10 protein-coding genes are annotated in these 13,325 nt (G+C 44.5%); all 10 read right to left on the bottom strand.

Annotated features, from left to right (window positions below):
- Positions 1-284: 284 nt before the first annotated feature.
- The 10 genes from AC3RCL_RS15445 to AC3RCL_RS15490 all read right to left on the bottom strand — a co-directional run bounded on the left by AC3RCL_RS15445 (position 285) and on the right by AC3RCL_RS15490 (position 13,283).
- Complete coding sequence (locus AC3RCL_RS15445; RefSeq protein ID WP_492536201.1) at positions 285-701, bottom strand: YjdF family protein; 417 nt, start codon at positions 699-701, stop codon at positions 285-287.
- A gap of 475 nt (positions 702-1,176) precedes the next feature.
- Complete coding sequence (locus AC3RCL_RS15450; protein WP_492536369.1) at positions 1,177-1,986, bottom strand: copper amine oxidase N-terminal domain-containing protein; 810 nt, start codon at positions 1,984-1,986, stop codon at positions 1,177-1,179.
- A 91-nt stretch (positions 1,987-2,077) separates the two neighbouring features.
- Positions 2,078-3,271 (bottom strand): transposase, encoded by a 1,194-nt coding sequence (locus AC3RCL_RS15455; RefSeq protein ID WP_028407136.1) that lies wholly within the window; start codon positions 3,269-3,271, stop codon positions 2,078-2,080.
- A 434-nt stretch (positions 3,272-3,705) separates the two neighbouring features.
- On the bottom strand, positions 3,706-5,496 hold the full coding sequence (locus AC3RCL_RS15460) for a response regulator (protein ID WP_492536371.1): 1,791 nt from the start codon (positions 5,494-5,496) through the stop codon (positions 3,706-3,708).
- 120 nt (positions 5,497-5,616) lie between these two features.
- Positions 5,617-6,204: a sensor domain-containing protein gene (locus tag AC3RCL_RS15465; protein WP_492536372.1), complete on the bottom strand. Its 588-nt coding sequence runs from the start codon at positions 6,202-6,204 to the stop codon at positions 5,617-5,619.
- Between the two features lie 478 nt (positions 6,205-6,682).
- Positions 6,683-8,023 (bottom strand): erythromycin esterase family protein, encoded by a 1,341-nt coding sequence (locus tag AC3RCL_RS15470; protein WP_492536203.1) that lies wholly within the window; start codon positions 8,021-8,023, stop codon positions 6,683-6,685.
- A gap of 293 nt (positions 8,024-8,316) precedes the next feature.
- The gene (locus AC3RCL_RS15475) at positions 8,317-10,308 is read right to left on the bottom strand and encodes a DUF2207 domain-containing protein (protein WP_492536205.1); all 1,992 of its coding nucleotides are present in this window, start codon (positions 10,306-10,308) and stop codon (positions 8,317-8,319) included.
- 88 nt (positions 10,309-10,396) lie between these two features.
- The gene (locus AC3RCL_RS15480) at positions 10,397-10,801 is read right to left on the bottom strand and encodes a hypothetical protein (protein WP_492536207.1); all 405 of its coding nucleotides are present in this window, start codon (positions 10,799-10,801) and stop codon (positions 10,397-10,399) included.
- Positions 10,802-10,823: 22 nt separating this feature from the next.
- Entirely contained in the window at positions 10,824-11,429 is a 606-nt protein-coding gene (locus tag AC3RCL_RS15485; RefSeq protein ID WP_492536209.1) for a hypothetical protein, read from the bottom strand.
- A gap of 456 nt (positions 11,430-11,885) precedes the next feature.
- Positions 11,886-13,283 carry a catalase gene (locus AC3RCL_RS15490; RefSeq protein ID WP_492536211.1) on the bottom strand — a complete coding sequence of 466 codons (1,398 nt, stop codon included), beginning with the start codon at positions 13,281-13,283 and terminating at the stop codon, positions 11,886-11,888.
- Positions 13,284-13,325: the final 42 nt, after the last annotated feature.

Raw genomic sequence — 13,325 nt, forward strand, 5'->3', positions numbered from 1 at the left:
GTACGGCTCCTTTATAGTAAATCATGCTGTTCTCAACTCCTTATAAAACTTATTCCACTTAAACCAAAAAAAACGATTTTCCGCCTGTACCTTTGGTCCATGACTTCTTTCACTGGAATGCCATCCAATATTCCGGTTAACTTACTCTTGTAGCCAACGCAAAAACACCTCCCGAAATTGTCTCCATATCTTATGACATGGTTTTCTCTTGAAGGTGTTTTTAATTTATCTCACGCTATGGAGCCAGTCCCACCTGCTTCATCTGAAACGCTACTTGGTTTTGATTATTTGCCCCTGTGCTTCTTCTTCGCCTTTTGAACTCTAAGTTGATATTTTCTTTCATTTTCCACAAGATTTTGTTGACGATTATGCACTTTTCGTTGCAGTTTCCTGGATTCGAGGTCCAGCTTTATTGCCTCCTGAGCATGGCTAGATAAACCTCGTTGGGCAATTTCTCTAGACGCCTGCCGAGCTAGTCTTTTCGGATTTATTCGAGTGTTTTTACTTCGTTTCGCATCCGTTCCTACCTTCGTAAGGTTCATCAATTCCATCATTTTCTCGCTAACGAACTCTAATATCTCCGGATTCTTTGGCTCGTTGCCAAAAATATGACGACAAGCTTTTAGACGTCCTTGTTCTTCCTGCTCAATCACACCAATCCAGTACTTACAACTTTCATCAAACAATACGGTAAGCTTCACACTTACTCCCCCTCTGTTTTACTGGAGTGATGGACATCCCGAGGGGGGAAGGTCACTGACACTGGAACTGACCCTGTGCGACCGGACTACCAACCGATCTGTGTTTTTACACTCCTTTAAGGTTATATCACATTTTTCACAATTGTTAAACCGATCCACTATCCTGCCCGTTAGCTTAATGAAATTGCACCTTGAAACAGGCAGGGAATGCAGATGTTATTCGCGTATTGCGGATTATCAGTTGAATGAACTTCACCCGACTATTGTCATCGTATTGAAATGTTCGCGTATAAACAGCATTTCTATATAGCTAGGATTACCATGTATACGATGATTAGCTCTCCAATGGCCCAAAGCTTGGAAAGTCCGCTCCACCTCTTCCCTGCGCATTCATATCCGAAAAGGACCGATACCGACATGCGGCGTTACGATAATAATTGCGTCAACTGCAAACTCCTCTTTATGACAACTCTAATTATTTTTCTTCTGGAATGTCAACAATAATATAGTTTTCTTTTAGATTAACTTGAGGAAGTTCGGCTTGTTTAAAAACAACGTCATTCCAATTCTCCTTAGTGATTAAACCATATCCAGTAGAAGTAATATGAGGCATCCAGCGAAAGTTGGCGAATGTCGTATCTTTAAAATTCGGTAGGGAACCGTTCTCTTTTGCAAAGGAGCGGTTTATGAAATAAAGGTTATCTTGCGTAGTGGTTTTTTCGCTAATGCTAGCTTGCCACTTAAGATAAGCAGTGTTCTTCGTGATTTTATAATAGCGGATTACATTATTATTGACCTCGATGAATCGGTCATGGGTGTTTTCCGGAAAATAATATTGAAGACTGGATGCTTCCATAATTGGTTTAAAGTCCTCCGTGAGCTGTGATACTCTAGGAAGATTGATTGCAGCATTTCTGGCCGTGCTTAATGCACTACTCTTAAAGTCAGTCAGCAGTTTCGCGCTTGGTTTTGAAACAAACGCCGTTCGGGTCTTTTGATTCCAAGTTACTGAACCGTCCAATGCTTCTGCAACAAAACGTAAGGGAATCATTGTTTTACCGTTTTGAACAAATGGAGCAGTACTTAATGAAACAGGAGATCCATTTTTTTGTGCTACTTTATTATTCATAGTCAACTGCAAGTTTGTGTCGCCCCCCTTCACTGTCGCTTGCTTGGCAGTATTATTCCAGGCAAACGTTAAGCCACCTAAATCTTTGAGTGAAGTCAGACTAAAAAATACCTGATTGTTCTTAATGGAGCATTTTGCATAATTCCGAATTTGGATAAATCATAGGAAGAACAGACATTGTCTCGTCTCTAAATCACGCGTTTTCTGAAAAAGGACAGACCTCCAGAATTTTTGAAGTTTGAACTTTTTAAGCGGCGGCTTGCTTTCTTCTCGAAGCAGTTGAGAGCGCAGATACGAGTAGGACGATGGCGTTCAAATACTGCTGCGTAGTGACTTTTTGAACGCCCCAGACATGCAGGCTATCCGCGGACAAATACGTTTTCATTCGAGAATTGCACCGTTCCACGCTGGTTCGTTCATTGTAAAGCTCTTTCCAGCGCTTGGTATCGCGATGCGGATTACTATATCGCCTTAGATCGTCCTTCGTATCGACTTTGACGACCATGCCATAGTTGGACGCTGAGCAAGTGGCCATGCCTAACGGGCAATCTACTTTGCCTGTGGCATGCGGACAACGAAACTTCAAGTAATCGCCGTCGGCGCCCCAGTAAGTCATCGCGAACCCCATCGTACAGCAGGGTGTTCCGTTTGTCGTCATGCCAGCGGGCGGTTCTTTTTCTCCCCGAGGATTGAGAGGAATAATGGCTTGAGCGTTCACCTTTCGAGCCGCTTCGTACACTTTCATTTGGTCATAGCCCGCATCAAGCATGAAGAATCTCGTGCGTTTATCGACAGCAACCTTCTCAATCAGGCTCGGCGCCATTTCTCCATCATTCACATGCGCTGGCGTGACTTCGAGCGCAAGTGGAAGTTCGCTTTTCGTATCCACCGCCAAGTGGAGCTTATAGCCGAACCAAGTCACTTTATTACCGAAGGAGTCGAACTTCGCTCCCCAGTTCGCATTGCCCGTTTGCTCGCTTTTTCGCTTAGGCTGCTTCTTTTCGTAAGCGTGAATCGAGGCACTGTCGATCGCAACATGATTTCCGTCGATGATGCCGTCTTGCTTGCAGCGATTGACCAAGTCTTCGAACAACTGTTTGGCCAGCTCTTTCTTCGTCAGCTCGGCAAAGACTCTGCTTAATGTAGCGATGGATGGAGCCTCGCGGTCGAGTGGAAGTCCGCATTGATAGCGAAACCTAAGATCGGTACTCAGTCGATGATGTAAACCAGTAAATGTCTGGATACGTTCTAGAGGAGCAGCAAGAAGGGCGCGCAAAATGCCTTCTCTGCAATGCCCGTCGGCTCCTCGGGGTGAACGACTTCTCAGTTCTTTCGCGTAAGGACGGAGGTCCAGCACACTGAAAAAGATCGGCAAACGATCTTTTGACTCGATTTTTAGCAGTTCCTCAAAGGAAAACAGACTTTCTTGGAGAATATACAAGAGACTTTACCCCTTCTTGAGTTTTCTGGATTGGTCTCTTGAAAACTTCTGCAAGTTGGGGTGAAGTCCCTTTTTTATGCCTGAAAATCCTTGCGTAGCAAGGGCTTAGATTACTGCAAAATACTCATTCAAGTAACGCGGTCATTAAGTTAATAAATAGATAATACCACATATTGGAACTTCCCGTTAGCTTAATGAACATAGAAACCAGTTAGATACTTATCTAAGTTCCATACAGCTGCTGAAGCGGCAGGAAGCAAGTGCCTTATTCTATCTAGCATTTGATTACTACAGATTGCCAATCCGTAATGAACAGAAACCATAGTTCTGATAAATAAAAATGGCCTATAAAAATTGAAATGACGGGTGTCGATCATACGGAGTAAATCACTCACGTATGATCGACACCCGTCACCAGGATACATAACTTGCGGTTATTCCAGAAGCCCAGCCTCCCTGGCTTTTTGCACCGCTTCCTCCCGGTTGCGGACCCCCAGCTTCATATAAGCCGATGACGCATAGTTTCGAACCGTACCATCGGATAAATACAATTTGGAAGCAATGCTTTTATATCGCAGCCCTTTGGACACAAACTGTAAAATTTCAAGTTCCCGCGGCGTTAAATCATAGGCCGAGGACGCTTTGATTGACGAATGGTCATCGACGCTATTGTCCGCTTCCAGTTGGGCAAATAATTTGTGCGACATGCCCTGATCGATCAGCGTGCCCCCGCGGTGGACGGTGCGAATCGTTTCAGCCAGCTCTAACGGCTGCATGGACTTCAATAGGTATCCATCCACCCCGCTTCGCATCGCCTCCATAGCCTGTTTGGTATCCTCGAACGTGGTGAGAATCAGAATCCGGATGTGGGGCCACGATTCTTTTATCGTACGGGATGCGGAGATTCCATCCACATTCGGCATCTCAACATCCATAAGCACCAGCTGCGGCTTAACTTGCCTGCACAGCTCGATCGCTTGCTCGCCATCCTCTGCCGTCCCGACAACCTGAAAATCCTGCTGCTCTTCCAGCAAAGTCCGCAAGCTTTCACGAATAACGGGGTGGTCATCGACGACCAACAGGCGGATGACTTGATCCTTAAGCTCCGTTTGTCTGGGTAGCGTGCAGGTAACGAGAGTGCCTTCTCCCCGCTCCGTATAGACGGCCACATGGCCTTGCAAAATCATCGCCCGCTCTTTCATGGCGTTGAGGCCAAAGCCCTCCCTTCCTTGCTCCATCCCGCGGCCGTTATCTTGAATTTCCAGTCTCGTCTGTTGGGGCTCGAAATGCACGGTAACCTTAATCTCTGTCGAGTGTCCATGGCGCACGGCATTCGTCAACGACTCTTGCAGGCAGCGGTAGAGCGCTGTCTTCGCTTGCTTCATTACAGGGTATTCCTCCCCGTAGGCATGGAAAGTAACCGGCACCTTGGCATGTTCCTGAAACTCCTTCGCCAGCTTCCTCAAAGACTGAAGCAGGGGGAGAGTCTCATGCGGCGATTCGATTTGATGCACGTAGCCTCTGACCTCCTCCATATTTTGGCGGGCCAGGTTCAATAGGGAATCGAGACTTTCGGTTCCCGTATCCGTTGCCATCTGAGGACGCAACGTTTCCAATCCCATAATGAGCGAAGTGTAGGCATGACCGACGGTATCATGAAGCTCTTTGGACAGCCGGCTCCGTTCTTCGGCAAGCGTGATACGCTCGATTTGGGACAGGTACTGCTCCAACACCGCATTTTGCTCGCGAATCGTTTCGCCTTGACGATGATTGAGCACGAGTAAATGGAAGGAGAATCCGAAGATATACGCCAGCCCGATGTGAACGGCCATGACCCAGTATTCACTCTGCTCTGCAAGCTGCTTGATTATGGCTGGCAGGAGCAAGATGGTTACTGGCCCTGACCAGAGATAGGTCCTATGCGCGCTATGGGCAGCAATGAAAAATGCATACAGCAGGAATGCTAAGTAGGCTTGGGGAAAAAATGAAGCCAGATACAAACACAACCCACCCGAGATCACAATTTCGGTAAACAAGTAGTATTTATAATTGAGCTGCAAGCAAAGCCATGGAACGGAAAAAGCAATAAGCTGCCATAGGACAAGGACCACAATCGGCAGCGTGAAATATTGTTGCAGACTTATTGTCGTAAACACGAGAGAAATGCTGGATATCAGGCGGATTATAAACATGAGCCAGTCGTACCAGTACCATTGCTTGATCATATCGAACAAAACCATCATCCCCTAAAGACTTTCAGTATGACATTACGTAACTATTATAAAGTAAACTGCTATAGAGTAAACTATCCTCCGACGACCTACGAGGCGAAGCGGGGCATTCGTCTACCGGTTCACATGCTTGATCATTAGACGCGTGTAGCCGCCTATCCAGCGCGCCAAGCGGTCTGCAAGCCAGCAGCTCACCAACATCAGTACGATCCCTGTGGCCGATACCATCATAGCTTTGGCAAACGTGTCTACCGTTGCACCCATAATGGAAAGGCTGATAAACGGATAGAGGAACGGAACCGCAATCAATACAGGCGGCGCCACATAGAGTAAGGCCGCACTGATCAGACTTAAAATCCCTACCGGAAACTTCAACATCAGCCAGCCAATAGCGATCCAGTTGCGTCGGTTCAACAACTCCTTTTTCGCTTGGAGCCAGTTGGATACTCTCGGGGTGACAGCTTTAACACAAGGCTCGGTGGTGATATCCATATAGATCTTGGTTTGTACTCGTTCGAATTGCAGGAAGGCAGTTGTCGTGCGCAAAACGTTAGCCAGGAGAGGAACGCCCACGACAGTAAACGAAAGACTCAAACCCAGAATAATGGCAACCAAATAAAAGCAGAAGTAAAACAATCCGGTGACGAAAGTAAACAGCAGGAAATAGCCGTTTTGAACAAAACTGGCGACGGTTCTTGCGATCAAAGAGCTCACATCCTTTGCAAGTAGTAAACGTATCCTACTGCTCTTGATGTCAATTCTGCCAGTGTCATAATGTCATATGACATAAAATGAACGGAGTGTAAGCTACGGTTATGACCAACTGCACAGTAGAATTGTTCAAAACTCAGGAAGACCCCTGTGTGCCAGTATTCTCTTACTATACTACAGGGAAAAAAGTAATTAAGCACTATACCAAATCAGCCAGCTTTATGCATTTTCTCTTTCAATGTGCTTTCATATTGAATGACCGCTCTAAAATTCAGCCCAGAACAAAATCATACACCGTATTCTCGCTGTCAACATGACAGTCCATATTTTGGAAAGATAAGGTACAGAAATAACTCGGAATTCCAGATCCTGCAAAGAAATCTTCAAGTCTATCGGTTTTTGACAAACATAAATCGTTAAAACAAAAAAGCCGCAACTAAGCGACTTTTAAGCATACATAATTAAGATTTTATTGATTCAGTTGAGATGGCTTCACTTTCTGAATATGAACGATGATGTCGAATGATTGACCTAATGATACATCAACAGTCGTTGGGATATCTGGACCTACCGTTGTTACTCCGGCAAAAATGGGATGTTGCTGGTTTAGCCAAGTTTTAGTCACTCCGCTTGCCTTACGTAAATCAACAAAAAACTGGTCGTATTTGACTTGTCCAAACGTATAATTAAAATTGTTCGGGTCATCTAATTTTAAGATTCCATAGGGCCCGAATTGTTGGCTGGTGTTATAAACATTGTAACGTCCCTCGAAAACAGATGTTCCAATGGTTACATACCGTTTGCCATAATGTTCTGCTAAGTGCTGCCCAGCCATTTTAGGGTATACGAAAGGAAGCATATTTGTTTTCGACACGTGCCCATTATGGCCCCACACGATTGTTTTTCCTATATGTTCTTCAGTCCATTTCGCATTCTCATACATGGCGATATCGTGTTTCAAATAAAAGTCTTCCAGGTTATCAGGATATGCGGCTGTCATTGTCGTAAATTGCTCGATAATACGGGCATTTTGTTTGATCCATGCGAACTCTGGGGATTTTCCATTCAGTTTATGTTTATTTTGCTCTAATAAAGCGCTGATTTGTTTCGCATCTGAAACATACCGTGCTTTCGTTTCTTTCTTAAGACCGCCAAAGGTATCTAAATCCTTGGTTACAGGAATAAGGCCTTTCATCTTTTGTTCGAAGCGAGTGACTAGTTTCGGATCGTATTTCTTTATATACGCTAGGATATTGTTATAAACACTCTCGTTTACTGTTTGTATATCCATCCCGATGATCCGTATTTTGGATTTATGCTTTGGATCCGCATTATATTGGCGTATCCATTGAAGCAGATCAATGATTTCTTTTGTGTTAAATACAGGACTTAAATATTCGCTTGGGTCCCCTTTACCCGTAAGAACATAGCGATCGAGTCCCAATGCTCTGTCCCATCCCTCTTCTAACACTAAGGCCTTAAAGCCCATTTCAGCTGTCAAATAATTAACAATGCGATGCTTCATGGTAAAAACTTCGTGAGCTCCATGCGTCGCTTCGCCTAAACCAACAATTGTAGCTGATCCGATCATATCCTTAAGCGGTCTTAAATCCTGAAGAGATGCTGTTGGATCCGTTGACTTTAATGGCATGGCATGCTTTTCTAACCATTTTATCTGCTCGGCTTTCTGATTGGAGTTGTAGGGAGCTATAAGAGAAGCACCTACTTTCGAAGCTGCATGAATATTTCCTGTAAAACCAGCCAGTGTGATCATCGAAGCAGCAATTGCGATACCCATTTTCTGTTTCATAAAATCCTCTCCTTAAATACTTTGTGATTTGGTTTGATGAGATATCTTCTAGTTCCCAGAACTCTCTTCTGTATCCTACTGCACTCGTTGTTATGTACAACAGTGTCAAAATGTCATATGACACGCCTTCCCCCGTTTACTTAATAAAAAGACGTCTGCTGCCTCGATGAAATCAAATCGGGAATGTAACCATGTTCTTATCATTGCTTGATAACCTAAATATAAAAAGCCGCATAATCAGCGGCTTCTAATGTTACTATGTTTTTGTCACCCGACAATTTTTACTAACTTAGTCAATCTCCTCCCCCACCGCCATCTCCCGAACCTCCATCACTGCCGCTGTCACTACTGTAGTCGTATGAGCTCCCCCCGTCTGCTCCACTGTCACTATTACTGCTCCAAGTTCTCCCGGAAGTTGTCCCCCCAGGTATTCCCTTCCAAGAACGATTAAAGACATAATCGATAGCGGTATCCACATCGTTATTAAACAGAGAAGAAGCCTCTGAGAAAGTAAAATCCGGGATTTCTTTGCTTACCTTTCTCATAAAACGTTCTCCCACACCAAGTAATAGCGCATCTTCCCTCATCTTTTCCAGCCATTTGAGGTCATTACAAGCCTTTCCTACGTCATGTCCGCCTCTAGCCAGCTTTCGTCGATACCGCTTTATAGCGCTTCGGTAAGCTGCCGAACGTCGATCTAATGCTCCTCGGGGTAAAAACCCAACAAGTAAAAACGAAAGAATTACGAAGTTCAAGTATTCGTCTACCAGGGGATCATACAAAATTGGAGCTGCCACGAAAAAGCAAACGACCAAAAAGACGATGATGTATCTTTTGAGGCGCCAGCGAAAAATAGCTAATATGAGTCCGCCGCCCAAAACAGTGGCCAATACTCCTACCCATCCCCAAGGTGTTACGTCTGCAATGTACAGATAGATGAGCAAAACCAGATGTATGAGAGCTAGTGCCGGTATGATGACTTTTCTCGCCGCGTATTCCTTGTACATGATCCCTTTGCTATTCTCAGTCTCCACAAGCTCCTGCCAGCGGCTCAGTCCCTTTTTAAGACTTCTCATGCGCTTTATGTATTTACCCATAGTCGCTTTATTCCTGCGTTCTGTTTTCGTAGGGCCAGAAAATTTATCCAGGTTCAGGACAGTCGTACCGTGAGACAGCCAACCAAGCAAGTAACGGTCTGGTTTGTTCAGGGCTGTACGATTACCCTTGAATGTAAACTCGGGAAGCCTCTTCGGCGCTCTCGAATCTTCCTGGAATCGCATAGCTGATGGCACTAAGGAAAGACTCACCATGCCTTTACGGCGCAGCGAAAATACACCGGCCAGCCCATCTGCAAGCCGGAGCTTTCCCTTCCGGAAAAGGTAAATCATATTGATTGGATCCATCGCTGCGATATCTTCGAAGCTGACCCGCCTCCCCTTCCACCAGGATGAAATCCTACGCAGTGAAAGGGAATAATAAACGATACCTGCTATGGCTGCATAGGTCAGCCAGCGGCTGATATGTTGACCCGCTTTCAGTAAATGTTCACGCTTTTCGAATCTTTGCTGAAGCTTCTGTTCAGCTAACAGTCGTTCCGAGAGTGAGGCTGAGGTCTCTTCTGTTTCCCTCTCCGTCAGCACCTCTGGGGGGAAATACAACTTCAGCCTCGCACTATCCCCTTCAGGTAATAGCGTGTTTTCGTACCTGATCCAACGATTGTTTACTTCTGTCAAGCTGCCTCTTGAGCGATCGTAAGCAAATCCAGATAAATTCTCTTTTGCAGGCTGTTCCGTATATACCCTAACGGTTACGTTGCGATGATCAAACCTGTTATCTTTGAGTACGGTCCAATCCAGCTCTCCACGATCGTCATATTTCACAGCTTCTCGATCAAGCCTATAGCGATAATAGATCTGCCTCGTTTCATCTTTAGCTTGTAATTCGATGTAATAAGAACCCGATTTAGTTCTTAAATAGACCGGATAACGCTCCAAATTAACATAACCAAGATTACCGAGCTCTCGGTCATTCGGTGGTACATAAGCTTCAAAAAATTCAATATTCGCTCCCCCGAAATTGTCCATATATCTAGGAATTCTTTCATACTCTCCTTGTACTGTGTAAGTGAATAGCTCTTCCACATATAAGTCCCCGTCCGCCATTACCTTGGCCATAACGTCCACTTGATCAATCGTTAACTCATTGTCGTTGCCACACCCTACTAAGATAACAACCCAAACAATACTAACTGCCAAAAGCATCGCATGTTTAATCTTTATTTTCACAGTAAACCTCCCGTTAATATACCAGGGTCTCACTGTCCATTTGTTGAACAAGAAGGCAGCAGATCACGTTGATATAAGCATCTTGCTTCTATTGATAATAGATGTCTTTCTGCTCCCAGATGCCATTGTCGCACTCTATGATGGATCTTAGCTCTACGTTTACATAATCTCCCCAATATCCCAGTGTAATAGAGTTTTCATGTAATGAAATCCACTGCAATGACACGATAAAATGTTCTATATTAAAATTACTGTTTTCATAGACTTCTTTACAATAAAGCTGCACTCCATTATCAAATACATCCATTTTAGATAGAAAGTGTTCAAATATTTGATGAGAGATATTTTGGAAACCGTCTACTTCTATTGACCAATCCGAATGGGCGGATTCTAATAGTATTACATCTTTTGATTTATCCGCGTTTTCCCATGCCGTCAAAACTTCATTTGCTGAGAATCTGTTGAATTTAAACAACAGTTGTTTCTTCATCATTAGTGTCACTACCTTTCAAACTTCAATTACCTCTGCTTCTAAATTCATCAAGCATCTTCTTGCTTTCTCCTATTGAGCGAAGCTGGACAATATCCCCTCTTTCATTTAAAGTAAAATGTCCTTTGAAAGCATCTGGCATGGCATGATATTGTTTTTCTTCCTGCTCATATGCCTGAACAAAACAAGCATATCCATATTGATTTACTAGATACGGCAGCCCAAAAGCAGAGCGAAGCAGCTCATATTCTTGATAGTTATAAGGCGTGCTTTCAGGACGCTTCATCAGAATTTCAATGAATTTAGTCATTAGTTTCTCTACTTCTTTCTCAGTTGCATACTTTGCATAGCCTCGAATTGCAGTCAATCTCATATCTAGGTAGCGCTCTTTTTTAAACGCTTTTAAGAAGAATTCCTTTAAATCAATATCTTCACAGAACACAAGTGCTTTCAATATTGTGTTGCGAGTGTACAAATTTTTAGCCTTAAAATACAGTTCTATTAAAAATTCAGCATCTTCATTTGACAACGTTATATCCTTACATTTTTCCAGCAGCTGTTGAAAATCGTCTTTATTTTCATACCCTTTTTTTTGGGACATCTTCTTAAGCTCTTCAATTATGTTTATCATTTCAATCCCTCCACCATTTCCTTCTCTTCTCTGGCTTTACCCTATTGGCACATCATTCGCCCTTATCCTTTTAACCTCTTAAACCTAGTTAAATATTCACTGACCAATTGGAATTGCACTAACATGTCCCGTTAGTGCAATGGAGTGTCACCTAAATATTATAAAGGAAACATTCCCCATCTGTCTGATAATAATGACCACCCATTACGCAAAACTGCCACTTAGATTAATGAATTTGTTTGGAACACATAGTTAGATGCTTTTCTAATCGGTATTCGGCTCATGTTCTTGTACCGATAAAACAAAAAAGCCGCTATTTAGCGACTTTCTATGGGACCATGTTCTTGTCCCTCGACATGATTTCTTTTTTTGGCCACATATACCTGTAGCTATGATCCAAAAAAGGCCAACCGAATGGATTGGCTGACCTCATTCTCCTTCATGTCATTGCGTGAATCATCCCTTCTTCGGTGCGGCGATCTGACGTGCTACCCTATCGGCTAATGTTGCATCGGCCTGGAATAAATAGCCTAACACAACCCTTTGAATCTCATGAGAAGCCGCCGATAAGTCATCAGCGAGGTTCTGAACAAGATGATCCTGCTGAACTTGTGTGAGCGATTGGTAGAATTGTCCCGCTTGCGTGAAATTATCGGCCTTCGGAATATCGGATCGAACGAGCCGACCGGCTACATAGCGACCTGCCCCGCTCGTTACCTGTTCAGTCGGTGACCAGTTTGCTTGTTGGTTAATCGGAATTTTGCGGAAATCCGATCCAAGGCGATGCCGCTGTGAATCCCAATAAATATTGCTGCGACCTTGCAGCATTTTATCATCGGACAGCTCGGCACCATCCAAAAGATTTGACGGGGAGAATGCCAGCTTCTCGACCTGCTCCTGATAATCAGTAGGGTTCGTATCCAATACGAGTCGACCAACTGGCAGCAGAGGAAATTGATGCACATCCCACACTTTCGTGTCATCCAGCGGATCGAACGACAGCATCGCCTCATCCTCTGGGTTCATCAACTGCACATACAGCCCGTATTGGACCGGTGTGCCTTTGGCAATCGCGTCATACAGATCTTTACCCGAATAATCCGGGTTCTCGCAAGCCAAACGAGCTGCTTCTTGCGCATCGATATATTGCTCTCCAGCCAACGGAATCCAGCGATATTTGACGTAGAAGCGGACGTTCTGTGCATTTTTCCAAACATAGGTGTTAACACTGTGTCCTGGCGTATGGCGGAAGCTCTTGACCGTCCCTTCGTCCGAGTACAGACGTACAACGAAATGGGTTGCCTCTGGCGCTGTAGCAATGAAACCCCAGAATCGATTCGGATCGATGAGATTGTTAACTGGTGATGGCAGGAAAGCATGAATTGACTCAGGGAACCTGATCGGGTCTCGTACGAGGAACACAGGGATATGATTACAGAGCAGGTCGAATACGCCATGCTCGGTATAAAATTTCGTCGAGAGTCCACGCACGTTGCGGGATGTATCGGGTGTCCCTTTGTTGCTGACCGCAAGTGAGAAACGAACTGTAACGGGTACTCGTTGTCCCGGCTGCTGCAAGAAGCACAGTTTCGTATAAGCGGCCATCGAGTGAAGGGTTTCAAAATAACCCATGGCACCAAACCCCTTCACGTGGACCGGACGCTCTAATAGCTTTTCGTGGACAAAGGTTTCAAGTGTTTCATGCAGCATGCTGTCCTGTTCCAGAATCGGTCCCCGTTCCCCCACCGTTTGCGAATGGTGTTCCGGCGACTGCATAGCACTCCATTGTGATTGAGCATTGCCTCTTTGCCAGCTTCGATCGTTTGCCTGATTGTTAGCTTTGTTACCGTCCATTGACCCGCCTCCCATACCTACATTCTCGGGGATATATATGCA

It is taken from the genome of Paenibacillus sp. MT86 (assembly GCF_058792535.1).